Source organism: Streptomyces sp. RLA123, assembly GCF_056270165.1.
The window spans coordinates 2,823,147-2,847,190 of the sequence record NZ_JBWDOR010000003.1 but is presented as its reverse complement, the minus strand read 5'-3'; the positions used below and the strand labels follow the sequence as shown (position 1 = coordinate 2,847,190).

General features: G+C 71.1%; 24 protein-coding genes and 1 pseudogene. 22 read left to right on the top strand and 3 right to left on the bottom strand.

What is annotated here, in order from left to right:
• The first annotated feature begins 69 nt into the window (after positions 1-69).
• From RV983_RS12645 to RV983_RS12560, 18 genes and pseudogenes are all read left to right on the top strand, one after another.
• Positions 70-1,197, top strand: a complete 1,128-nt coding sequence (locus RV983_RS12645) for an LCP family protein (RefSeq protein ID WP_475990302.1) — start codon at positions 70-72, stop codon at positions 1,195-1,197.
• 123 nt (positions 1,198-1,320) lie between these two features.
• Positions 1,321-1,545 (top strand): 50S ribosomal protein L31, encoded by a 225-nt coding sequence (gene rpmE / locus RV983_RS12640; protein ID WP_319659968.1) that lies wholly within the window; start codon positions 1,321-1,323, stop codon positions 1,543-1,545.
• A 114-nt stretch (positions 1,546-1,659) separates the two neighbouring features.
• Positions 1,660-2,748: a peptide chain release factor 1 gene (gene prfA / locus RV983_RS12635; RefSeq protein ID WP_475985888.1), complete on the top strand. Its 1,089-nt coding sequence runs from the start codon at positions 1,660-1,662 to the stop codon at positions 2,746-2,748.
• Positions 2,749-2,762: 14 nt separating this feature from the next.
• Complete coding sequence (gene prmC / locus RV983_RS12630; RefSeq protein WP_475985887.1) at positions 2,763-3,608, top strand: peptide chain release factor N(5)-glutamine methyltransferase; 846 nt, start codon at positions 2,763-2,765, stop codon at positions 3,606-3,608.
• 31 nt (positions 3,609-3,639) lie between these two features.
• A complete protein-coding gene (locus RV983_RS12625) occupies positions 3,640-4,287 on the top strand; it encodes an L-threonylcarbamoyladenylate synthase (RefSeq protein WP_475985886.1) in 648 nt (215 codons plus the stop codon).
• Positions 4,284-4,907, top strand: a complete 624-nt coding sequence (locus RV983_RS12620; RefSeq protein WP_475985885.1) for an arsenate reductase/protein-tyrosine-phosphatase family protein — start codon at positions 4,284-4,286, stop codon at positions 4,905-4,907. The genes RV983_RS12625 and RV983_RS12620 overlap by 4 nt, the downstream gene beginning before the upstream one ends.
• A 127-nt stretch (positions 4,908-5,034) precedes the next feature.
• On the top strand, positions 5,035-6,336 hold the full coding sequence (locus RV983_RS12615) for a serine hydroxymethyltransferase (RefSeq protein ID WP_475985884.1): 1,302 nt from the start codon (positions 5,035-5,037) through the stop codon (positions 6,334-6,336).
• A gap of 118 nt (positions 6,337-6,454) precedes the next feature.
• Positions 6,455-7,757 (top strand): annotated as a pseudogene (locus tag RV983_RS12610) (MraY family glycosyltransferase).
• 247 nt (positions 7,758-8,004) lie between these two features.
• Positions 8,005-8,418: a hypothetical protein gene (locus RV983_RS12605; RefSeq protein WP_475985883.1), complete on the top strand. Its 414-nt coding sequence runs from the start codon at positions 8,005-8,007 to the stop codon at positions 8,416-8,418.
• Between the two features lie 210 nt (positions 8,419-8,628).
• Positions 8,629-9,459, top strand: coding sequence for a F0F1 ATP synthase subunit A (gene atpB / locus RV983_RS12600; RefSeq protein WP_319660056.1), 831 nt, complete (start codon positions 8,629-8,631; stop codon positions 9,457-9,459).
• Positions 9,460-9,539: 80 nt separating this feature from the next.
• On the top strand, positions 9,540-9,782 hold the full coding sequence (atpE, locus tag RV983_RS12595; protein WP_018563527.1) for an ATP synthase F0 subunit C: 243 nt from the start codon (positions 9,540-9,542) through the stop codon (positions 9,780-9,782).
• A 44-nt stretch (positions 9,783-9,826) separates the two neighbouring features.
• Positions 9,827-10,372 (top strand): F0F1 ATP synthase subunit B, encoded by a 546-nt coding sequence (locus RV983_RS12590; protein WP_475985882.1) that lies wholly within the window; start codon positions 9,827-9,829, stop codon positions 10,370-10,372.
• Entirely contained in the window at positions 10,369-11,184 is an 816-nt protein-coding gene (locus tag RV983_RS12585) for a F0F1 ATP synthase subunit delta (RefSeq protein ID WP_475985881.1), read from the top strand. Before RV983_RS12590 ends, RV983_RS12585 begins: the two co-directional genes overlap by 4 nt.
• Before the next feature lie 89 nt (positions 11,185-11,273).
• Complete coding sequence (atpA, locus tag RV983_RS12580) at positions 11,274-12,845, top strand: F0F1 ATP synthase subunit alpha (RefSeq protein WP_475985880.1); 1,572 nt, start codon at positions 11,274-11,276, stop codon at positions 12,843-12,845.
• 2 nt (positions 12,846-12,847) lie between these two features.
• Positions 12,848-13,765, top strand: coding sequence for a F0F1 ATP synthase subunit gamma (locus tag RV983_RS12575; protein ID WP_475985879.1), 918 nt, complete (start codon positions 12,848-12,850; stop codon positions 13,763-13,765).
• Positions 13,766-13,767: 2 nt separating this feature from the next.
• Positions 13,768-15,210 carry a F0F1 ATP synthase subunit beta gene (atpD, locus tag RV983_RS12570; protein WP_475985878.1) on the top strand — a complete coding sequence of 481 codons (1,443 nt, stop codon included), beginning with the start codon at positions 13,768-13,770 and terminating at the stop codon, positions 15,208-15,210.
• Between the two features lie 122 nt (positions 15,211-15,332).
• Positions 15,333-15,710, top strand: a complete 378-nt coding sequence (locus RV983_RS12565; RefSeq protein WP_475990301.1) for a F0F1 ATP synthase subunit epsilon — start codon at positions 15,333-15,335, stop codon at positions 15,708-15,710.
• Between the two features lie 100 nt (positions 15,711-15,810).
• Positions 15,811-16,257 carry a DUF2550 domain-containing protein gene (locus tag RV983_RS12560; protein WP_475985877.1) on the top strand — a complete coding sequence of 149 codons (447 nt, stop codon included), beginning with the start codon at positions 15,811-15,813 and terminating at the stop codon, positions 16,255-16,257.
• A gap of 272 nt (positions 16,258-16,529) precedes the next feature.
• On the opposite strand, the gene RV983_RS12555 is transcribed toward RV983_RS12560, so the two are convergent.
• Positions 16,530-17,183 (bottom strand): response regulator, encoded by a 654-nt coding sequence (locus RV983_RS12555; RefSeq protein WP_475985876.1) that lies wholly within the window; start codon positions 17,181-17,183, stop codon positions 16,530-16,532.
• Positions 17,180-18,382: a sensor histidine kinase gene (locus tag RV983_RS12550; RefSeq protein WP_475985875.1), complete on the bottom strand. Its 1,203-nt coding sequence runs from the start codon at positions 18,380-18,382 to the stop codon at positions 17,180-17,182. The genes RV983_RS12555 and RV983_RS12550 overlap by 4 nt, the downstream gene beginning before the upstream one ends.
• 46 nt (positions 18,383-18,428) lie before the next feature.
• On the opposite strand from RV983_RS12550, the gene RV983_RS12545 reads away from it, so the two are divergent.
• The gene (locus tag RV983_RS12545) at positions 18,429-18,950 is read left to right on the top strand and encodes a hypothetical protein (RefSeq protein WP_475985874.1); all 522 of its coding nucleotides are present in this window, start codon (positions 18,429-18,431) and stop codon (positions 18,948-18,950) included.
• A gap of 15 nt (positions 18,951-18,965) precedes the next feature.
• Here RV983_RS12545 and RV983_RS12540 read toward each other — a convergent pair whose 3' ends face one another.
• A complete protein-coding gene (locus RV983_RS12540) occupies positions 18,966-19,538 on the bottom strand; it encodes a cob(I)yrinic acid a,c-diamide adenosyltransferase (RefSeq protein WP_475985873.1) in 573 nt (190 codons plus the stop codon).
• 156 nt (positions 19,539-19,694) lie between these two features.
• Here RV983_RS12540 and RV983_RS12535 point away from each other — a divergent pair, with 156 nt between their 5' ends.
• The 3 genes from RV983_RS12535 (at position 19,695) to RV983_RS12525 (ending at position 23,983) form a co-directional block, all read left to right on the top strand.
• The gene (locus tag RV983_RS12535; RefSeq protein ID WP_475985872.1) at positions 19,695-20,543 is read left to right on the top strand and encodes a 3-hydroxyacyl-CoA dehydrogenase family protein; all 849 of its coding nucleotides are present in this window, start codon (positions 19,695-19,697) and stop codon (positions 20,541-20,543) included.
• 214 nt (positions 20,544-20,757) lie between these two features.
• Positions 20,758-21,081 (top strand): STAS domain-containing protein, encoded by a 324-nt coding sequence (locus RV983_RS12530; RefSeq protein ID WP_389245195.1) that lies wholly within the window; start codon positions 20,758-20,760, stop codon positions 21,079-21,081.
• 214 nt (positions 21,082-21,295) lie between these two features.
• Positions 21,296-23,983, top strand: a complete 2,688-nt coding sequence (locus RV983_RS12525) for a P-loop NTPase family protein (RefSeq protein WP_475985871.1) — start codon at positions 21,296-21,298, stop codon at positions 23,981-23,983.
• Positions 23,984-24,044: the final 61 nt, after the last annotated feature.

The window sequence follows — 24,044 nt, the reverse complement described above, 5'->3', positions numbered from 1 at the left end:
CCATGCCCGATGACCACGACCGCGGGGGGCACCCGAAGCCACGACGAGGCGACGAGAACCGAGGAGCTCATGGGCCACGAGGCGGACCACGGACGCCGGACGTCATCGCGGCGGCGCAGGAGCGCCCGCGGCCGCGCCCTGCGCATCACGGCCTGGGGCGTGGCGACCGTCCTGCTGCTCGCCACCGCGGCGGTGGGCTGCCTGTACCTCAAGCTCAACGGGAACATCCGCGGCATCGACATCAACGCCCTGCTGGGCCGTGACCGCCCCCGTGACGTCGACAACGGCTCGATGGACATCCTGGTCCTCGGCTCGGACTCGCGGTCCGGTGCGAACGCCGAGGCCGGCGGCGGCCAGGACGACGGCACGGCCCGTTCGGACACCGCGATGATCGTCCACGTCTATCCGGGCCACCGCAGGGCCGGCGTGGTCAGCATCCCCCGCGACACCCTCGTCGACCGGCCCTCCTGCGCCCGGCCCGGTGGCGGCACCGCGCCCGCCGCGACGAACGAGATGTTCAACGAGGCGTACGCGGTGGGCGGCCCGGCGTGCACGGTCAAGACCGTCGAGACGATGACCGGCATCCGCATGGACCACTACATGGAAATCGACTTCACCGGCTTCCAGCGGCTCATCGACGCCCTCGGCGGGGTCAGTGTCACCACCAGTCGCGCGATCAGCGACAACGAGAGCCATCTGCACCTGCCGGCCGGCACCCACCACCTGGACGGCAAGCAGGCCCTCGGCCTGGTCAGGACCCGGCACGGCGTCGGCGACGGCAGTGACCTCGGCCGGATGAGGCTGCAGCAGGCCTTCCTGAAGGCCCTGGTCGACCGGGTCGACAAGATCGGGGTGCTCGGCTCCCCGGCTCGGCTGTACAAGATCGCCAGCACCGCTACCGGAGCCGTCACCACCGACTCGGAGCTGGCCTCGGTCAAGAAACTGGTCAAGCTGGGGGAGAGCCTGAAGGACCTGGGCTCCAAGAACATCTCCATGGTCACGATGCCCGTGCGCTACGACCCCGCCGATCCCAACCGGGTCGTGCCGCTGACCGCTCAGAGCGAGCAGGTCTGGGCCGCCCTGCGGGCCGACCGCCCGATCCCGCGCTCGGCGACCAAGGGCTCGGCCGGTGACGAGGTGGACACCGGCGGTGTCGTCAGCAGCACCCCGCCGGGCCGGGACGGCGGCGCGGAATAGTTCCGGGCCGTCCCCGGTTTGGGGAGATGCGGCCAGTGCTGGCAGACTGGTACGTCGGCCCCGGTTCACGTGACGCAAGCCCGTGCCACGACCCGGGACCCTCCCGATCACTAGGAGTTTCCCTTGAAGCGCGACATCCACCCGGAGTACGTCGAGACCCAGGTCAGCTGCACCTGTGGCAACTCGTTCACCACTCGTAGCACCGTGGGCGGCGGCGTCATCCGTGCCGACGTCTGCTCTGCGTGCCACCCGTTCTACACGGGCAAGCAGAAGATCCTCGACACCGGTGGCCGTGTGGCCCGCTTCGAGGCCCGCTTCGGCAAGGCGGCCGGGTCCGCCAAGAAGTAGCGACCCGAAAGCGCCGGTCCACGGCCGTCCGGATATCCTCCGGCGGCCGGACCGGCGCTTTGTCGTCCCAGGCTGGTTCACCGGCGTTCACCCATTCGCAGAGCAGGGATCCTGATGTTCGAGGCGGTCGAGGAACTGATCGGCGAGTACGCCGACCTCGAGAAGAAGCTGGCCGACCCGGGGGTCTTCTCCGACCAGGCCAACGCGCGCAGGCTCAACAAGCGCTACGCCGAGCTGACCCCGATCATCGGCACGTACCGGGGCTGGAAGCGGACCGGCGAGGACATCGACACGGCCCGCGAACTCAGCGCCGACGACCCGGACTTCATCGCCGAGGTCAAGGAGCTGGAGAAGCACCGCGAGGAGCAGACCGAACGGCTGCGCCTGCTGCTGGTGCCGCGCGACCCCAGTGACGACAAGGACGTGATCCTCGAGGTCAAGGCGGGCGAGGGCGGCGAGGAGTCCGCGCTGTTCGCCGGCGACCTGCTGCGCATGTACCTGCGCTACGCGGAGCGCGTGGGCTGGAAGACCGAGATCATCGACGCCAACGAGTCCGACCTCGGCGGCTACAAGGACGTCCAGGTCGCGGTGAAGACCAAGGGCGGCAACGGCGCCACCGAGCCCGGCCAGGGCGTCTGGGCCCGGCTGAAGTACGAGGGCGGCGTGCACCGTGTGCAGCGTGTGCCCGCGACCGAGTCGCAGGGCCGCATCCACACCTCCGCCGCCGGCGTGCTGGTCACCCCGGAGGCCGAGGAGGTCGAGGTCGAGATCGGCCCCAACGACCTGCGGATCGACGTCTACCGCTCCTCGGGACCCGGCGGGCAGTCGGTCAACACCACCGACTCCGCGGTGCGCATCACGCACCTGCCGACCGGCATCGTCGTCTCCTGCCAGAACGAGAAGAGCCAGCTCCAGAACAAGGAGCAGGCGATGCGCATCCTGCGTTCCCGGCTGCTGGCCGCCGCGCAGGAGGAGGCCGAGCGGGAGGCCTCCGACGCCCGCCGCAGCCAGGTGCGCACGGTCGACCGCAGCGAGCGCATCCGCACCTACAACTTCCCGGAGAACCGCATCTCCGACCACCGCGTCGGGTTCAAGGCGTACAACTTGGACCAGGTCCTCGACGGTGACCTCGACGCGGTCATCCAGGCGTGCGTCGACGCCGACTCGGCTGCCAAGCTGGCCGCCGCGGGCGACGGAAGCTGAACCGGAGGCGACAAGTGAACCTGCTGCTCGCCGAGGTCGCGCAGGCGACCCAGCGGCTGGCCGACGCCGGCGTGCCCTCGCCGCGTTTCGACGCCGAGGAGCTGGCGTCGTATGTGCACGGCGTCAAGCGCGGCGCCCTGCACACCGTTGCCGACGCGGACTTCGACGCCCGCTACTGGGAGGCCGTCGCCCGCCGCGAGGCACGCGAGCCGCTGCAGCACATCACCGGCCGGGCGTTCTTCCGCTATCTGGAACTCCAGGTGGGGCCGGGCGTCTTCGTGCCGCGCCCGGAGACCGAGTCCGTGGTGGGGTGGGCCATAGACGCCGTGCGTGCCATGGACGTCGCCGAGCCGCTCATCGTCGACCTGTGCACGGGCTCGGGCGCCATCGCGCTCGCCCTGGCGCAGGAGGTGCCGCGCAGCCGGGTGCACGCCGTGGAGCTGTCCGACGAGGCCCTGGTGTGGGCCCGCAAGAACGTCCAGGGCAGCAAGGTCGATCTGCGCCAGGGGGACGCGCTCGCGGCCTTCCCCGACCTCAACGGCCAGGTGGACCTGGTGATCTCCAACCCGCCCTACATCCCGCTCACCGAGTGGGAGTACGTGGCGCCCGAGGCCCGCGACCACGATCCGGAGATGGCGCTGTTCTCGGGCGAGGACGGCCTCGACACCATCCGGGGCATCGAGCGCACCGCGCACCGGCTGCTGCGGCCCGGTGGCGTCGTCGTCATCGAGCACGCGGACACCCAGGGCGGCCAGGTGCCCTGGATCTTCACCGAGGAAGCCGGCTGGGCCGACGCCGCCGACCACCCCGACCTGAACAACCGCCCCAGGTTCACCACTGCCCGCAAGGCGACGCCGTGAGCACGGCGCCGCACGTCATGGAGGTCTGCTGATGGCACGGCGTTACGACTGCTCGGACGCGACGGACCGGGTGGCCGGACTGCGCGAGGCCGCGTCCGCCGTCCGCCGCGGCGAGCTCGTGGTGCTGCCCACGGACACCGTCTACGGCATCGGCGCGGACGCGTTCAACGCCGAGGCCGTCGGTGACCTGCTGGAGGCCAAGGGCCGGGGCCGCAACATGCCCTCGCCCGTTCTCGTCGGCTCCCCGAACACCCTGCACGGCCTGGTCACGGACTTCTCCGAGCAGGCATGGGACCTCGTCGACGCCTTCTGGCCCGGCGCGCTGACCCTGGTCACCCGCCATCAGCCGTCCCTGCAGTGGGACCTGGGGGACACCCGTGGCACCGTGGCCGTGCGCATGCCGCTGCACCCCGTGGCCATCGAGCTGCTGAACGCGACCGGCCCCATGGCCGTCTCCAGTGCCAACCTCACGGGACACCCCTCGCCGCAGGACTGCGACGCCGCCCAGGAGATGCTCGGCGACTCCGTCGCCATCTACCTCGACGGCGGGCCCACGCCCGCGGCCGTCCCCTCCTCCATCGTCGACGTCACCGGCAAGGTGCCGGTACTGCTGCGGGCCGGGGCCCTCAGCGCCGAGCAGCTGCGCGAGGTCGTACCCGACCTGGAGGTAGGCAATTGACGCCGCCCATACCCGGGCAGCGCGATGACTACTTCCGCATCCTTCACGTCTGCACCGGCAATGTCTGCCGCTCGCCGATGGCCGAGCGGCTGACCCGCCACGAGCTGACGGTGCGGCTCGGCGACGGGGCCTCAGGGATCATCGTGGAGAGCGCGGGCACCTGGGGCCATGAGGGGGCGCCGATGGAGGCGCACGCGGCCACGGTGCTGGGCGAGTACGCCGCCGACCCGGGCGGCTTCCTCGGACGGGAACTGCTCGACGACCACGTCATCGACGCGGACCTGGTGCTCACCGCGACCCGCGACCACCGTGCCCAGGTGATCTCCATGGGGCACGCGGCGGGTCTGCGGACGTTCACGCTCAAGGAGTTCACCCGGCTCGTGCGGGCGATAGACCCCACGACGCTGCCGGAGGGCAGTGTGACCGAGCGCGCCCGCTCGCTGGTGCGCGCCGCGGCGGCGCTGCGCGGCTGGCTCCTGGCGCCGACGCCGGACGCGGACGAGGTGTACGACCCGTACGGGGCGCCGCTGACCTTCTTCCGCTCCATCGGCGAGGAGATCCACGAGGCGCTGGACCCGGTGCTGACCGCGCTGACGGGGGTGGCGGCGCCCACCCGCTGAGGGTGTGGCGGAAGGTTTCCGCACATTTCCCCGCCCGGCGTCCACCGGCGGAGCACAAGACGGCGCGAATCGGCCGGAACGGTGCAAGAGTGGCAGGTGAGTCCCTTCCAGCCGCCCGGAGCGCCCCATGCCTACCGCGGAAGCGTCGTCAGCCCACATAGCCACCACCGTGCTCCCGGCCGGGGACACCGGCTTCGGCCGGCTGCGCGACCAGGACCCCGAGCTGGCGGACATCCTGCTCGGGGAGACCCAGCGGCAGGCCTCCTGCCTCCAGCTGATCGCGGGGGAGAACTTCACCTCGCCGGCGGTGCTGGCCGCCCTCGGCTCCCCGCTGGCCAACAAGTACGCCGAGGGCTACCCCGGGCACCGTCACCACGCGGGCTGCGAGCTGGTCGACCTCGCGGAGCGGCTGGCCATGGAAAGAGCCACACGGCTGTTCGGAGCCGCGCACGCGAACGTGCAGCCCTACTCCGGTTCCTCGGCCGTCCTGGCCGCCTACGCGGCCCTCCTGGTCCCCGGAGACACCATCCTGGCGATGTCCCTGGCGCACGGCGGGCACCTCACGCACGGATCGGAGTCCAACTTCTCCGGCCGCTGGTTCCGCATCGCCGGGTACGGCGTGACCGAGGGCGCCACCTTCGAGGAGGGCGGCCGGATCGACTACGACCGGCTGCGCATCCTCGCCCACCAGCACCGCCCCAAGGCGATCATGTGCGGCGGTATCGCGTACCCCCGCACCATCGACTACGCCGCGTTCCGCGAGATCGCCGACGACGTCGGCGCGTACCTGATCGTGGACGCCGCGCACACGCTGGGCCTGGTGGCCGGCGGTGTCGCGCCCAACCCGGTGCCGTACGCGGATGTGGTGTGCGCCACGACGCACAAGACGCTGCGCGGCCCGCGCGGCGGACTGATCCTGTGCGGCGCCGATCTCGCCCAGCGCATCGACCGGGCGGTCTTCCCGTTCTCGCAGGGCGGCCCGCACATGCACGCGATCGCGGCCAAGGCCGCCGCCTTCGCGGAGGCGGCCCGGCCGGAGTTCGCGCTGTACGCGCACCAGGTGGTCGCCAACGCCCGTGCGCTCGCCGAGGCACTGGCCGGCCAGGACATGCGGATCGCCACCGGGGGCACCGACACCCATCTGATCGCCGCCGACGTGTCGGCCTTCGGCGTCACCGGGATGCGGGCCCGCGGGTTGTGCGCCGGCGCCGGGATCGTGCTGGACAAGTACACGCTCCCCTACGACAAGGAGCCCTGCGCCGCCGGTTCCGGTATCCGTCTCGGCACCGCGGCGGTGACCACGCAGGGCATGGGCGTGCAGCAGATGCCGCAGGTCGCGGACTTGATCGCGCGGGCGCTGCGGGAGGAGCGCGGGCTGGCGAACCGGGTCGCGGAACTGGTGGGCGGCTTCCCCCCCTACCCGGTCTGACCGGGTGCGCGCGGGCCCCCGGCCGGTACCCCGGGAGTGACATGTGCAACCCTGGGTACCCGCTGTGAGTCTCTGACTGTGTTTCCAGTCGCCACCCGGACGCGAATAGGGTGTGCCCGTGCGCGAGTACCTCTTGACCCTGTGCGTGGCCGCGGCCGTCACCTACCTCCTGACGGGGCCGGTGCGGAAGTTCGCCATCGCGGCAGGCGCCATGCCCGAGATCCGTGATCGCGACGTTCACCGAGAACCGACGCCGCGGCTCGGCGGTATCGCCATGTTCGGCGGCCTGTGCGCCGGCCTGCTGGTGGCCGCGCATCTGTCCAACCTCAAGAGCGTCTTCGAGCTCTCCAACGAGCCACGCGCGCTGCTGTCCGGCGCGGGACTGATCTGGCTGCTGGGCGTGCTCGACGACAAGTGGGGCGTGGACGCGCTGATCAAGCTGGGCGCCCAGATGATCGCGGCTCGGCGTCATGGTCCTGCAGGGCCTGACCGTGCTGTGGCTGCCCATCCCGGGCAAGGGCATCGTGGCGCTCAGCCCGGTGCAGTCGACGCTGCTGACCGTCGCCCTGGTGGTGATCACCATCAACGCGGTGAACTTCGTCGACGGTCTGGACGGGCTCGCGTCCGGCATGGTGTGCATCGCCGCCGTCGCGTTCTTCATGTACGCCTACCGGATCTGGTACGGCTACGGCATCGAGGCCGCGGCGCCCGCGACGCTGTTCAGCGCGATCCTGATCGGTATGTGCCTGGGATTCCTGCCGCACAATCTGCACCCGGCGCGGATCTTCATGGGCGACTCGGGCTCGATGCTGATCGGACTGGTGCTGGCCTCGGGTGCGATCTCCATCACAGGCCAGACCGACCCCGACGCGATCACCAACCTCACCGGATCCACCCGGGACACCACGCACTTCATGGTGCCGGTCTACATGCCGCTGCTGCTGCCGCTGACGCTGATCGCGATCCCCGCGGCGGACCTGGTGCTCGCCATCGTGCGCCGCACGTGGAACGGCCAGTCGCCGTTCGCCGCCGACCGCGGCCACCTGCACCACCGGCTGCTGGACATCGGCCACTCGCACAGCCGGGCCGTGCTCATCATGTACTTCTGGTCGGCGCTCATCTCCTTCGGCGCGGTGGCGTTCTCGGTGAACTCCTCCAGCCTGTGGATCGTGCTGGGCATCGTCATGCTGAGCGCGATCGGGCTGAGCGCGCTGCTCATGCCCCGCTTCAACCCCAAGGCCCCGCGCTGGGCGGAGTCGTTCGTACCGCCCCGCTACCGCCGTACCCGGATCGAGGCGCACAACGCGGCGAGCGCCGCCATCGCCGCGGGAGAGGCGCCCGGTGTCAACGGCGCGACCGCGCTGAGCGAGATCGACCGGCAGTTGGTGGAGGCCGGCCGTACGGCGAGCAGCAGCCGCTGACCCGATAGCACATGACCGTGCGGCCGTCAGCGGGACGCCACGGTCAGTACTCCGGTCGTGTGACAGGTCGCACACGAACCGGGTAAAGACCTCATCAAATAGTTTGTGATACCGTTCACGAAAGCCCGGAAGTAAGCCGAAAGACCGTAGTGCGATGGTCTTCCGGCGTGAGGCATGTCCCCGCCGCCGGGCTACGCTCGTCCTCGACGACCCCTGTACTCCCAACCTCGCCGGAGGAGCTGCCGCCATGCAGTCCAACGACGCCCGAACGCTCCTGAATTGCGCCGTACCCGCCGCAGCCGCGGGAGTGATCGCGGTCGCTGTCGCCGCCGTGCTCGCGGGCGGCAAGGGTGCGATCGGTGCCGGATTCGGCGCGGTGGTGGTGATCACTTTCATGGGAATCGGTCTGACGGTGCTTCAGCGCACCGCCCGTTCCTACCCCACGCTGTTCCAGGCGATGGGCCTGATGCTCTACACGGTGCAGCTGCTGCTGCTGGCCATCGTGCTGGCGGTCTTCAAGCACACATCGCTGTTCGACACCCAGGTGTTCGCGCTCACCCTGCTCGGCACGACCCTGGTGTGGATCGCCGCCCAGGCCCGTGCGCACATGAAGACCAAGATGCTGTACGTCGAGCCCGGCTCCGCCGGAACGTCGTCGTGAACCAAGGGGCCGGTGCAAGAGGGCTGCCGCTCGTTTGCTATCGTCCGGTCTCAACTGCGGCAGAGCTGGCGCGGGCGGCAGTCATGCCTTCGCAACAGTCGTCCGGCTCCGTGCCCGACCGCCGCCCCCACATCTGCAAGACCAGTCCAGTGCCGTTCCGCGGGCTTATGCCGCGCCGACACATCGAGGTTGCCGTACCCATGCGCCACGCTGAAGGAGCTCGCGGTGAGTGATGTAAAGACGCTCGCTTTCGAGACGAACTGCCACATCTTCGACGGGTGCGGCTTCCCGGCCCCCGGCCTGCACTCCTTCCTCTTCAAGCCGTTGATCGGCGACGGGGACAGCAGCGTCTACTTCAACAAGACGATGCTGCTCGCGCTGCTCGGCAGCATCGTCATCGTCGGCTTCTTCTGGGCCGCCTTCGCCAAGCCGAAGGTCGTTCCCGGCAAGCTCCAGATGGTCGCCGAGGCCGGATACGACTTCGTGCGCCGCGGCATCGTCTACGAGACGATCGGCAAGCGGGACGGCGAGAAGTACGTGCCGTTCATGGTCTCGCTGTTCTTCTTCGTGTGGATCCTGAACCTGTGGTCGATCATTCCGATCGCGCAGTTCCCGGTCACCGCGATCATCAGCTACCCGGCAGCGCTCGCCGCGGTCGTGTACATCACCTGGATGTCGCTGACGTTCAAGAAGCACGGCTTCGTCGGCGGCTGGAAGAACATCACCGGCTACGACAAGAACCTCGGCCCGGTGCTGCCGATGGTCGTCGGCCTGGAGTTCCTCTCCAACGTGATCGTCCGCCCGTTCACGCACGCGGTGCGACTGTTCGCCAACATGTTCGCCGGCCACGTCCTGCTGCTGCTGTTCACCATTGCCAGCTGGTACCTGCTCAACGGCATCGGCATCGCCTACGCGAGTGTCTCGTTCGTGATGGTCATCGTGATGACGGCATTCGAGCTGTTCATCCAGGCCGTCCAGGCCTATGTCTTCGTCCTCCTGGCCTGCTCCTACATCCAGGGCGCGCTGGCCGAGCACCACTGAGCACCCGCGTAGCGCTCAGTACCCCCCGATTGTCCGGTGGCCAACCCCCACCGGTCCGTGAAAGAGAAGGAAGAGACAGCATGTCCGCTGTGAACCTCGCCGCCACTCAGATCCTGGGCAACCTGGGCTCCATCGGCTACGGCCTCGCGGCCATCGGCCCCGGCGTCGGCATCGGCATCATCTTCGGCAACGGCACGCAGGCGCTGGCCCGCCAGCCCGAGGCCGCCGGCCTCATCCGCGCCAACCAGATCCTCGGCTTCGCCTTCTGTGAGGCGCTCGCCCTGATCGGTCTGGTCATGCCGTTCGTCTACCCGACCTCTTGAGTTCGGGCTGACGAGCCCAACCCCTTTCGACGGAAGGCACTGATGTGAACGCCCTGGCACAGCTGGCGGCCGAGCAGCCGGAGAACCCGCTCATCCCGCCGGTTCCAGAGCTCGTCATCGGTCTCATCGCCTTCGCCATCGTCTTCTTCTTCCTCGCCAAGAAGCTCATCCCGAACATCAACAAGGTTCTGGACGAGCGGCGCGAGGCCATCGAGGGCGGCATGGAGAAGGCCGAGGCCACCCAGGCCGAGGCTCAGCGGACCCTCGAGGAGTACAAGCAGTCGCTCGCCGAGGCCCGTCACGAGGCCGCGCGTCTGCGCCAGGAGGCGCAGGAGCAGGGCGCCGCGCTCATCGCCGAGATGCGTGCGGAAGGCCAGCGGCAGCGCGAGGAGATCATCGCCGCCGGTCACGCGCAGATCGAGGCGGACCGCAAGTCCGCCGCGCACGCGCTGCGCCAGGACGTGGGCAGGATCGCCACCGACCTGGCCGGCAAGATCGTCGGTGAGTCCCTGGAGGACACCACCCGGCAGAGCCGCGTGATCGACCGCTTCCTCGACGAGCTCGAGGAGAAGGCCGAGGCCGCGCGATGAATGGAGCGAGCCGCGAGGCACTGGCCGCCGCACGTGAGCGTCTCGACGCGCTGGCGGACAACACGTCCGTCGACGCGGCGAAGCTCGCCGAGGAGCTGGCCGCCGTCACGGGGCTGCTCGACCGCGAGGGCGCCCTGCGCCGGGCGCTGACCGACCCGGCGCAGTCCGGCGAGGCCAAGGCGGGCCTGGCGCAGACCGTGCTCGGCGGTCAGGTCGGTGGGGAGACCCTCGACCTGGTCTCGGGCATGATCCGCAGCCGGTGGTCGCAGTCGCGGGATCTGACCGACGTGCTGGAGGAACTCTCCTTCAGTGCCGACCTGATCGCCGCGGAGCGCGCCGGCCACCTCGACGACGTCGAGGACGAGCTGTTCCGCTTCGGCCGGATCGTCTCCGGAAGCAGCGATCTGCGGGCGGCGCTGACCGACCGCGCCGCGAGCGCCCAGGCCAAGGCCGGGCTGCTCGGCTCGCTGCTGGGGGGTCGCGCCGACGCCGTCACCGAGCGGCTTGTGGTCCGTCTCGTGACCCACCCGCGAGGCCGTAGCCTGGAGACAGGGATCGACGCCCTGTCCCGGCTGGCGGCCGCGCGCAGGGGCCGTACGGTCGCGGTCGTCGTCTCGGCGGTACCGCTGAGCGACGGGCAGAAGCAGCGCCTCGGCGCCGCGCTGGCCACGATCTACGGCCGGCAGGTGCACCTGAACCTCGACGTGGACCCCGAGGTCCTCGGCGGAATCCAGGTGCGGGTGGGCGACGAAGCCATCAACGGGACCATCGCGGAACGCCTCGAAGAGGCGGCCCGGCGAATGGCCGGCTGAACCAGCCACCAACTCAAAGAGCAGTACCAGCGGCCCGAGTTGGGCCGTAGCGAATACTTCGGGCCCAACAAGGAGAGCAGGGAACCCAGATGGCGGAGCTCACGATCCGGCCGGAGGAGATCCGGGACGCGCTGGAGACCTTCGTCCAGTCGTACAAGCCGGACGCGGCCTCGCGCGAGGAGGTCGGCACGGTCAGCATGGCCGGCGACGGCGTTGCCAAGATCGAGGGTCTGCCCTCGGCCATGGCGAACGAGCTGCTGCGGTTCGAGGACGGCACCCTCGGTCTCGCCCTCAACCTCGAGGAGCGCGAGATCGGTGCGATCGTCCTCGGCGAGTTCAGCGGTATCGAGGAGGGCCAGCCGGTGCACCGCACCGGTGAGGTGCTCTCCGTCGCTGTCGGCGAGGGATACCTGGGTCGCGTCGTCGACCCGCTCGGCACCCCGATCGACGGACTCGGTGAGATCGAGACCGACGGCCGCCGCGCGCTGGAGCTTCAGGCTCCCGGCGTCATGGCCCGCAAGTCCGTCCACGAGCCGATGCAGACCGGCCTCAAGGCCGTCGACGCGATGACCCCGATCGGCCGCGGTCAGCGTCAGCTGATCATCGGTGACCGCCAGACCGGCAAGACCGCCCTGGCGATCGACACGATCATCAACCAGCGCGACAACTGGCGTTCCGGCGACCCGAAGAAGCAGGTCCGCTGCATCTACGTCGCCATCGGCCAGAAGGGCTCCACCATCGCGGGCGTGCGCGCCTCGCTGGAGGAGGCCGGCGCCCTGGAGTACACGACCATCGTCGCGGCTCCGGCGTCCGACCCGGCCGGCTTCAAGTACCTCGCCCCGTACACCGGATCGGCCATCGGCCAGCACTGGATGTACCAGGGCAAGCACGTCCTGATCGTCTTCGACGACCTGAGCAAGCAGGCCGACGCCTACCGCGCCGTGTCCCTGCTGCTGCGCCGCCCGCCGGGCCGTGAGGCCTACCCGGGTGACGTCTTCTACCTGCACTCCCGTCTGCTGGAGCGCTGCGCCAAGCTGTCCGACGAGCTGGGCGCCGGCTCGATGACCGGTCTGCCGATCGTCGAGACCAAGGCCAACGACGTCTCGGCGTTCATCCCGACCAACGTCATCTCGATCACCGACGGCCAGTGCTTCCTGGAGTCCGACCTGTTCAACGCGGGCCAGCGCCCGGCGCTGAACGTCGGTATCTCGGTCTCCCGAGTCGGTGGCTCGGCGCAGATCAAGGCCATGAAGTCGGTCGCCGGCCGCCTGCGTGTGGACCTCGCCCAGTACCGCGAGCTGGAGGCCTTCGCCGCCTTCGGTTCCGACCTGGACGCGGCCTCCAAGGCGCAGCTGGAGCGTGGCAAGCGCATGGTCGAGCTGCTGAAGCAGGGCCAGTACGCGCCGTTCCCGATCGAGGACCAGGTCGTCTCCATCTGGGCCGGCACCACCGGCAAGCTGGACGACGTACCCGTCGAGGACATCCGCCGCTTCGAGCGCGAGCTGCTGGACTACCTCCGCCGCGAGAAGAAGGACCTCCTGCAGGGCATCGTCGAGACCGGCAAGCTGGGCGACGACACCGTCCAGGCCCTGACGGACGCGGTCGCGGAGTTCAAGAAGCAGTTCGAGACCTCGGACGGCAAGCTTCTGGGTGAGGGCTGAGCATGGGCGCCCAGCTTCGGGTATACAAGCGCCGCATCAAGACCGTCACCGCCACCAAGAAGATCACGAAGGCGATGGAGATGATCTCCGCGTCCCGGATCGTCAAGGCCCAGCGCCAGGTGGCGGCCTCGTCCCCGTACGCCGATGAGCTCACCCGCGCGGTGGCCGCGGTCGCGACCGGTTCCAACACGAACCACCCGCTGACCACGGAGGCCGAGAACCCGACCCGCGCCGCGGTGCTGCTCGTCACGAGCGACCGCGGTCTGGCCGGCGGCTACTCGTCCAACGCGATCAAGGCGGCCGACCGGCTCACCGAGCGGCTGCGCGCGGAGGGCAAGGAGGTCGAGCACTACATCGTCGGCCGCAAGGGCGTCGCGTACTACGGCTTCCGTGAGCGTCCCGTCGCCGCCTCGTGGACGGGATTCACCGACAAGCCGGCCTACGCGGACGCCAAGTCGGTGGCCGACCCGCTGATCGACCAGGTCCTCAAGGACACGGCCGAGGGCGGCGTCGACGAGCTGCACATCGTCTTCACGGAGTTCGTGTCGATGCTGACGCAGTCCCCCGTCGAGAGGCGGCTGCTGCCGCTCTCCCTCGACGAGGCCACCGCGGGACAGGCTCGCAAGGAGGGGGAGATCCTCCCCCTGTACGACTTCGAGCCGTCGGCGGAGGGCGTCCTGGACGCCCTGCTGCCGCGGTACGTCGAGAGCCGGATCTACAACGCGCTGCTGCAGGGTGCCGCTTCCGAGCACGCCGCCCGCCGCCGCGCGATGAAGGCCGCGACCGACAACGCCGAGGAGCTCATCAAGACGCTCACGCGGCTTGCCAACCAGGCCCGCCAGGCCGAAATCACCCAGGAAATCAGCGAGATCGTCGGTGGCTCCAGCGCCCTGGCCGACGCCTCTGCGGGGAGTGACTAAACATGACCACCACTGTTGAGACGGCCGCTGCCACGGGCCGCGTCGCCCGGATCATCGGCCCGGTCGTCGACGTGGAGTTCCCCGTCGACGGCATGCCCGAGATCTACAACGCCCTCACCGTCCAGGTCGCCGACCCGGCCGAGGACGGCAAGCTGAAGACGCTGACCCTCGAGGTGGCCCAGCACCTGGGCGACGGACTGGTCCGCGCCATCTCCATGCAGCCCACCGACGGTCTGGTCCGCCAGGCCGCGGTCACCGACACCGGCGCGGGCATCACCGTCCCGGTCGGCGACTTCACCAAGGGCAAGGTGTTCAACACCCTCGGTGAGGTGCTGAACCTCCCCGAGGAGAACGCCAACGTCGGTGAGCGCTGGACGATCCACCGCAAGGCCCCGAAGTTCGAGGACCTCGAGTCGAAGACCGAGATGTTCGAGACCGGCCTGAAGGTCGTCGACCTGCTGACCCCGTACGTCAAGGGCGGCAAGATCGGTCTGTTCGGTGGCGCCGGTGTCGGCAAGACCGTCCTCATCCAGGAAATGATCATGCGTGTGGCGAAGCTGCACGAGGGCGTTTCCGTGTTCGCCGGCGTCGGCGAGCGCACCCGTGAGGGCAACGACCTCATCGCGGAGATGGAGGAGTCCGGCGTCCTCGACAAGACCGCGCTGGTCTTCGGTCAGATGGACGAGCCCCCGGGCACCCGTCTGCGCGTGGCCCTGGCCGGTCTGACCATGGCGGAGTACTTCCGCGATGTGCAGAAGCAGGACGTGCTGTTCTTCATCGACAACATCTTCCGCTTCACCCAGGCCGGTTCCGAGGTCTCCACGCTGCTCGGCCGCATGCCGTCCGCGGTGGGTTACCAGCCGAACCTCGCCGACGAGATGGGCCTCCTCCAGGAGCGCATCACCTCGACGCGTGGTCACTCGATCACCTCGATGCAGGCGATCTACGTCCCCGCGGACGACCTGACCGACCCGGCGCCGGCCACGACCTTCGCGCACCTGGACGCGACGACCGTTCTGTCGCGTCCGATCTCGGAGAAGGGCATCTACCCGGCGGTGGACCCGCTGGACTCGACGTCCCGCATCCTGGACCCGCGCTACATCGCGGCGGACCACTACGAGTGCGCCATGCGTGTCAAGGGGATCCTGCAGAAGTACAAGGACCTCCAGGACATCATCGCCATCCTCGGTATCGACGAGCTGGGCGAGGAGGACAAGCTCACCGTCCACCGCGCCCGCCGCATCGAGCGCTTCCTGTCGCAGAACACCCACGCGGCGAAGCAGTTCACCGGTGTGGACGGCTCCGACGTCCCGCTGGAGGAGTCGATCCACGCGTTCAACGCCATCGCCGACGGTAAGTACGACCACTTCCCTGAGCAGGCGTTCTTCATGTGCGGTGGCATCGAGGACCTCGAGCGCAACGCCAAGGAGCTCGGCGTCGGCTGACGCCCGCGCCTGACGGCTCACCGTGGCAGGGGGCGGACCCTGTGTCCGCCCCCTCGCCGCACCCCCGTTATCCTTTGTTTTATGCACCCGCCGGACAGCGGTGGGTGCCGACCCGAGGAGCCATCTTGGCTGAGCTGCACGTCGAGCTGGTCGCCGCGGACCGCAATGTCTGGTCCGGCGAGGCCACTCTTGTCGTCGCACGCACCGAGTCGGGCGACATCGGCGTCATGCCGAACCACGAGCCGCTGCTCGGTGTGCTCCAGTCGGGCCCGGTGACCATCCGTACCACCGACGGCGGCACCGTCGTCGCGGCGGTGCACGGCGGCTTCATCTCCTTCGCGGACAACAAGCTGTCGATCCTCGCGGAGATCGCGGAACTGGCCGAGGAGATCGACGTCCAGCGCGCGGAGCGGGCCCTGGAGCGTGCCAAGTCCGACGCCGACGCGGTCGGCGAGCGGCGTGCCGAGGTCCGTCTCATCGCGGCGACCGGTTCGCGCTGAGCATCCGGCCCACTGGGGCCATGAGCCGCGGGAGGCCCGAGAGGGCTTCCCGCGGTTGCAGTATCCCTGTACGTGACGTTGAGCGAGGAGGTCGATGGGCGTGATCCTCGCTTTTCAGGTGTGCGGGGCCCTTGTCGCGGTGGCGCTGCTGGGGCTGTTCGTCTTCGGTCTGCGGCGGCGGCTGATCCAGCGTCCCGGCGGCACCTTCGACTGCAGCCTGCGCGCGGCGCCCGGCGTCGAGGACGCGCCCTCGGGCAAGGGCTGGGCGTACGGGGTCTCGCGCTACAGCGGAGACCGCATCGAGTGGTTCCGGGTCTTCTCCTACGCCCCCCGGCCGCGACGCTCGCTGGAACGTTCCGCGATCGAGGTGCTGCACCGGCGGCTTCCACAGGGCCAGGAGGAACTGGCGCTGCTGTCCGACGCCGTCGTCCTGGTCTGCGAGCACCGCGGCACCCGGCTCGAACTCGCGATGAGTGATGACGCCCTCACCGGCTTCCTCGCCTGGCTGGAGGCCGCCCCGCCCGGCCAGCGGGTGAACGTGGCCTGAGGGGCGAGTGCCCCGCTGGTGGGGGTCCCCCGGACGGAGTCCGGGGGAGGGTGAATGTGGCCTGAGGGGCGAGTGCCCCGCTGGTGGGGGTCCCCCGGACGGAGTCCGGGGGAGGGTGAATGTGGCCTGAGGGGCGAGTGCCCCGCTGGTGGGGGTCCCCCCGGACGGAGTCCGGGGGGAGGGTGAATGTGGCCTGAGGGGCGAGTGCCCCGCTGGTGGGGGTCCCCCCGGACGGAGTCCGGGGAGGGTGGACGTGGCGTGAGCGGGCATCGCTAGGGCCTGGCCGGCAGCCCCAATTCCTGGGCCAGAACGGCCGCCTGCACCCGGCTGCGCAGTTCGAGCTTGGCGAGCATCCGGCTGACATGGGTCTTGGCCGTCGCCTCCGCGATGGTGAGGCGGGCCGCGATCTCGGCGTTCGACAGTCCCTGGCCGACGCAGGCCAGCACCTCCCGCTCACGCGGCGTGAGGCCGTCCAGCACGCTGCGGTCCGCCTCCCGGACCCTAGGCGCCGGCCGGGCGAACTCCCCGATCAGGCGGCGGGTCACCGCCGGGGCGATCATCCCCTCACCCGCTGCCACCAGGCGGACCCCCTCGATCAGCCGATCGGCCTCGGTGTCCTTCAGCAGGAAGCCCGCGGCGCCCGCGCGCAGTGCGCCGAAGACGTACTCGTCCAGGTCGAAGGTGGTCAGCACCAGTACGTCCGCCAAGCCCTCGGCGACGATCTCCCGGGTGGCGGCGACACCGTCCAGGCGGGGCATCTGCACGTCCATGAGGATCACGTCGGGCCGCAGCTCACGGGCGGCACGAACCGCGGCCTCCCCGTCGCCGGCCTCGCCGACCACTTCGATGTCGGGCACCGACCGCAGGATCAGCACCAGTCCGGCGCGGACCGCGGACTGGTCCTCGGCGACGACGACCCGGATCATGCGTCCTCCTCCACGGGCAGTGCGGCCCGTACGCGCCAGACGTCCCCGTGGCGGCCGGCCTCGAAGGTGCCGCCGAGCAGTTCGGTGCGTTCCCGCATCCCGATCAGGCCGCTGCCCGAGCCCGGGGCCCGCGGGCCCGGCCGGTCCCCGGCCTCCACCGGGCCGTAGGGGCTGGCCACGGTGACGGTCAGCACCCCGGCCTCCTGACCCAGGACCACGGGCACCTCGCCGGGCGCGGCGTGCTTGAGCGCGTTGGTGAGCGACTCCTGCACGATCCGGTACGCGGCCAGCTCCACCGGAGTGGGCGGCGGGGGAGCGCCGGCCGGCCGCTCGTCGCGCAGGATGAACCGCGCGTGCGGTGTCGCCGCCCCCATCTGCTCCAGCAGGACGTCCAGGCTGTGCAGCCGGGGTACCGCGGCGGGCTCGGAGTCCCCGCCCGAGGCATCGCGCAGCAGGCCGATCAGCCGCCGCATCTCCGACAGGCCCTGGACGCTGTTCTCCCGGATCACCGACAGCGCCTCGCGGGCCGGCCCGTCCCGCCGGTCCAGCGACAGCGCGGCGGTGGAGTGGATGGCGATCGCCGACAGATGGCCGGCGACCATGTCGTGCAGTTCCCGCGCCATGCGGGCGCGCTCGCTGCCGACCGCCTCCCGGCGGTCCATTTCGGCCAGCAGCGCGGTCTGCTCGGCACGCAGCCGTTCGGTCGCAGCCTCGTCGCGGTGCTGCCGCACGACGACACCGGTGAAGGCCGGCGCGATACAGACCAGCGCGCCCACGACGCCGATCAGCAGCGAGTCGGCCACCGGGCGCAGGGCCAACGCGGTGGCGGTCACGCCCGCGGTGGTGAGGACGCTCGCCACGGGCACCACGCGGATCAGCCGTTTCGGCCCGTACAGCACAGCGGCGTACACCAGGTCCGTGAACATCAGCACGGTCACCAGCAGTGAGCCGATCACGAAGTCCGCCGCGAAGACCAGCGTGCCGGCCACCACCGCGCACCGCGGCGCGGTGCGCCGCAGCAACTCGCAGCCGGCCATCGCGGTCAGCGTCAGCAGCGGCAGCCACGCACCGCTGCCGCGCGGCTGGTTCCCCGAGTACGTGCAGAGCCCGAGCGCCCACATCAGCAGGCCGCCGGCGAGCCCCGCGACGGCGATCAGCACGTCGTCGCGGTGCGGACGCGGGGCGGCGGTTGTCGGCATTCCCCCATGACAGCACGCCGGGTGCCGGGGCCGCATCGGCCCGGGGGTGGAACGCGCCCTGCACCGAAGGATGCAGGGCGCGGCTCATCAACACCGGCGAGGTGCCCCGGGCGGCCGGCGGCGGAGCGCGAAGGGGTGCGCTCTGGTCATCGGTGGTGAGATCGCCTTCTGGGTCCTGCTGGACGCCGGACTCGCCGTGCGCCACCTGCTGCGCCGGTCGCGCGCGGGGGCCGTGGTGCTGCTGTGCGTGCCGCTGGTGGACGTGGTGCTGCCGGCGGCCGCCGTCGCCGACCTGCGCGCGGGCGGGCCGAGGCCGCAGGGCCCGCCGAAGTACGGTACTGCGCGGGCCGCGCACGCGTGGCGGATGTGCGGACGCACGGCCCCGGCGGAGGTGGTGGCCGCGGTGCTGCTGCGGTGCGCGGTCCGGCTCGTCGGTGACGCGGACCGCACGGAGGCGCTGCGGCAGTGGCGACTGCGGACGGCGCGGGTCGCCGGGCTCAACGCCGCGGTCACGGCGGCGTACACGCTGTGGCCGCGGCGCGAGCCCGTCACGGGACCGCGCGGATGACGGGACGTCAGTGGTTCAGCGGTTCTCGCCGGGCACCCACAGCACGTCGCCGACCTCCTTGTTGGCCGTGCGGGCCAGGATGAACAACAGGTCCGACAGCCGGTTGAGGTAGGTCGCGGTGAGCGGGTTCATCGTCTCGCCGTGCTCCTCCAGCGCCGCCCACGTGGAGCGTTCCGCCCGGCGCACCACCGTGCATGCCTGGTGGAGCAGCGCGGCACCCGGGGTGCCGCCGGGGAGGATGAAGCTGCGCAGCTTCTCCAGCTCCTCCAGGAAGCGGTCGCACTCCGCCTCCAGCCGGTCCACATAGCCCTGTTCGACGCGCAGCGGCGGGTACTTGGGGTCGGGCACGACCGGGGTCGCGAGGTCCGCTCCGACGTCGAAGAGGTCGTTCTGCACCCGCACGAGGACGGTCGCGACCTCCGGCGGGAGCCCGCCGAGCGCGAGGGCGACGCCGATCGTGGCGTTGGCCTCGTTCGCGTCCGCGTAGGCCGAGATGCGGCTGTCGGTCTTGGCGGTGCGGCTCATGTCGCCGAGGGCGGTGGTCCCGTCGTCCCCGGTCCGCGTGTAGATGCGCGTCAGATTGACCATGGGCCGAGCGTAGTCCCCGGCAGTATCCGGCAGCACTCGCGCGTACTCCGCGATTGCGACGAAGGACACACGGTGACCCGGGTCTCCAACTGCTGCGCCGGGCTGTGAAGCACCGTTAAGGTCCCGGCAACAGCATCGAGAAGATAGGTGTGTGCCGTGGCGAAGAAGCTCGCCGTCGTCGGAGCCGGCCTGATGGGCTCCGGAATCGCGCAGGTATCGGCCCAGGCGGGCTACGACGTCGTCCTGCGCGACATCACCGACGAGGCGCTGGCCCGCGGCAGGAGCGGTATCGAGGCGTCGTACGAGCGGTTCGTCGCCAAGGGCAAGCTGTCGGCCGAGGACGCGGCCGCCTCGCTGGGCCGCATCACCACGACCACCGACCTCGACGCGGCCGCCGAGGCGGACATAGTCGTCGAGGCGGTCTTCGAGAAGATCGAGGTAAAGCAGGAGATCTTCCGGGCCCTGGACAAGATCGCGCACCAGGACGCGGTGCTCGCCTCCAACACCTCCGCCATCCCGATCACGAAGATCGCGGCCGTGACGGAGCGTCCGGAGCGGGTGGTCGGCACGCACTTCTTCTCCCCGGTGCCGATGATGCAGCTGTGCGAGCTCGTGCGCGGCTACAAGACCAGCGACGAGACCCTGGAGCGGGCCAAGGCCTTCGCCGAGGAGGTCGGCAAGACCACCATCGTCGTCAACCGCGACGTCGCCGGCTTTGTCACCACCCGCCTGATCTCCGCGCTGGTCGTCGAGGCCGCCAAGCTCTTCGAGTCCGGCGTCGCCTCGGCCGAGGACATCGACACCGCCTGCCGGCTCGGCTTCGGCCACGCCATGGGCCCGCTGGCCACCGCCGACCTGACGGGCGTCGACATCCTGCTGCACGCCAGCAGCAACATCTACACCGAGTCGCAGGACGAGAAGTTCGCGCCGCCGGAGCTCATGCGGCGCATGGTCGACGCGGGGGCGCTCGGCCGCAAGAGCGGCGAGGGTTTCTACCGCTACTGACGGGCGGTCGGCCGGCCGGTCCCGGCGGGCGCGCACCGCGGCCCCGCCGGGGCCGTCATACCGGGGGGAAGCTGGGCCTGGCGGGCGCATCCCGTCACTCTCCAGAGTGAATTCGGTATCGGTTCGCTCACAGACGGCAACCTCTTCGTACGACGGACCGTCAGTTACGTAGAACCGCGACACTTTCCACCCATTCACTCCACGGGGAGGCTTCATGCACATCAGGGGCGACCACGCCGAACTGGTCGTCGGGGGCCGCCTCGACGTCCGTACCGCGGCGGACGCCCGCAAGGTCCTGCACTCCGCGGTGGACGGCGGCGAGGGCGACCTGGTGCTCGACCTGACCGAGCTCGACTCGTGGGACGCCACCGGGCTGGGCGTGATCATGGGTGCGCACCGCCGCTGCGGACGGGCCGACCGGCGCCTGGTCCTGCGGGGCGTCCCGGCGCAGATGCAGCGGCTGCTGGTCGCCACACGACTCCACCGCATTCTGGTCATCGAGGGGGGTATCGCGGCAGAGGCACTGCCGCGTACCTAGCGGGGCGTGCCGCAACGGAACTGGCAAAGCCCGGACAGATTCGGACGCAAGGGCGGCATGGCGGCCCTGGGGTTCGCACATACTGTGGGAAGGTTTAGGGTTCGGTTCCGGCGTGCCACACCCCGTACGCCGAGGAGGGGAGCCGGACCGGTCCAGCTGCGGACGTGCGGGCCCGGTGCGGCCCCGCTGCGACGCGAATGGGGGGCGGAGACTAATGAACCCACACATCGGACCCGACATGTCCGGCGACGAGTACGGCGCACAACAGGACTCCACGAGCTTTCCCGAGCGGCCGGCCCCGGCCGGACCCGAGGACGGCACACAGCTCGTGCCGCGCGTGACGCGGCCCCCGCGTGACCCGCTGACCCCCGAGGTCGGCTCGGGCACGGCGGACGGCGACGCACCCCGTGTCGTGCAGCTCGTCGTGGGCGACTGCCTGCTGACCCTGAATCCCGTCGACGGCAGCGAGGTGAGCACCCTGCCGGTCGCGGGACTGCCCGCCCCGGTGCGGCGTGACCCGCAGGCGCGGGCGGCGCGCAACGCCGGCACGCACCCCGGCGTGCCGCCGGGCCCGCGGGGGCCCGAGCTGCCGCTGCTGGAGCGGGAGGAGGAGCGCGAGCGGCTCTCCCGGCTGCTGTCCCGCGGGCGTTCGGTCCGGGTCACCGGCCCGTCCGGCGCCGGCCGCAGTGTGCTGCTCGACGCCGTGGCCGAGGCGTCCGCCGGTGTCGCCCCCGACGGTGTGATCCGGCTCTCCGGCTACCGCCGCACGCCCAGCGACCTGTTGCAGGAGATCTTCAGCACGGTCTACGGCACCGAGGACGACTCGTCGCAGGCAGGCGCGGTGGCGGGCTACCGCCCCGACCGCGGGCGGCTCACGGAGCTGCTGCGGGAGGTCGGCGCGGTCGTCGTCCTGGACGACCTGGAGTTCGGCGGCGCGGCCCTGGAGGAACTGCTCGCGGCCGCGCCCGAGTGCGCCTTCGTGATGGCCGCGACGCCCGACGTCGCCGCCCCCTCCTCCGACTCCGCGGTCGAGGAGGTCTTCCTTCCCGGGCTGACCCGGGTCGCCTGCCTCGAACTGCTGGAACTGGCCGCGAGACGGCCGTTGCAGGAGGAGGAGACCGCCTGGGCCGCGGACCTGTGGTTCGAGTCCGAGGGCCTGCCGCTGCGCTTCGTCCAGGCCGGCGCGCTGCTGCGGCAGCGCGACGCGCTCGCGGCCGAGATCCTCGCCGCGGACGAGTCCGTCTGGGGCGGCCCGCAGCCGGACGGCGAACTGCCCGTGGACGCGCCCTTCGACGCGATCGAGGCCTTGGCAGGGTCGGCGTCCTCCTCGCACGTGCCGCTGCCCTCGCTCGCCGAGAGCGCCGCCCCCGCCGCGCTGCTGGCCTCCCGGCTCACCGGGTCCGCCCAGGACGCGCTGCGCTTCGCGGTGGCCCTGGGCGGCGAGTGCCCGCACCCGTCGCATCTGCCCGCCCTGGTCGGGGAGACGCACGGAGACGCCGCGCTCGGTGAACTGGTCGCCGTGGGGCTCGTCGCGCCCGTCGACCGGCACCACCGCCTCGCGGCGGGTGTGCACACACAGCTCGCGGCCCCCGGCGAACTCGCCGAGGACGCCGCCGCGGAGGGCGCTCCGCAGGCCCTCACGGCCGCCCAGCACTACACCTGGTGGGTCGGCCACCCCTCGGTCACGCCCGAGCGCGTCGCCGCCGAGGCGGAGGCGGTCCTCGCCGCCCTCGGCGCCTGCCGCGACGGCGGCCACGCCAGCGCGGCCGTCCTCCTCGCGCGCACGGCAGCGCCGGTGTTCGCGGCGTCGCTCCGCTGGAGCGCGTGGGAACGTGCGCTGCGGGCCGGTCAGGAGGCCGCGCGACAGGCAGGGGAGGTCGCGGAGGAGGCGTACTTCCTGCACGAACTCGGTGTGCTCGCGCTCTGCCTCGGCAATCACGCCCGCGCGCGCAGCGAACTGGAGGCCTCCATAGCCCTGCGCGGTGCCCTCGCGGACCGTCAGGGCACCACGGTCGGCCGCCGCACCCTCGCCCTGGTCCTCGACCGTGCGGGCGACATCGCGTCGCTCACCACCCCGGAGGTCGCCGCGACGGCCACCATGGGCCTGGCACTCCCCGATTCCCCCGCGACGGTCATCGGCAAGCGCCTGGCCGACACCGCGCCGCGCCGCCGTCTCACCGGCTCGCGCCGCAACCTCGTCGCCGCCGGCGCGGGCGCGCTGCTCGCGGCCGTGCTCGGCACCATCGTCACCCTCGGCACGACGGCCTCCGGCGGTGACCAGAACACCCCGATGAACGTCAAGCCCCTGGAGACCGCCCAGCCGGACGACGCCGACGACGGCCTCCCGGCGGACGGCACGTCCCCGACCCCGGGCTCCACGCACCGCGGGCCCTCGCCCTCCGCGACGGGCAGCGGCGCCGCTGCGGACCCCGGCGCGCCGGGCGCCGGCACCGCGGGGGGCGGCGGCGGTTCGGGCGAAACGGGCAATGGGGCGAATCCGGGCTCGGGCGACGGCAGTTCGACGTCGGGCGGGGGTTCGGCCACCGGCGGCGGCGGCGCGGCGTCGGGCGGGGGCGGCCACGGTGGCGGCAGTCACAGCGGCGGTGGCGGCAGCGCTGCCGGTGGCACCGACGCGGGCGGCACGGACACCGGTGGGACGGATGCCGGTGGCACTGACGCCGGTGGCACGGACACCGGTGGGACGGATGCCGGTGGCACTGACGCCGGTGGCACGGACACCGGCGGGACGTCGGGCACGCCGAGCGACACCGCCTCGCCCTCGCCGAGCGACACCTCGGACGGCGGCACCACTAGCGGTACGTCCTCCTCCGCCAGCGCCCCGGATGACCCGGTCACGGCGACCGGCACCCCGGGTGCCGTCGCCTCTGGACGGATCGTCTAGCCCGAGCGCACGACAGCGTGGCCCCGTAGTCCGATGACTACGGGGCCACAGCGCTGTCCGG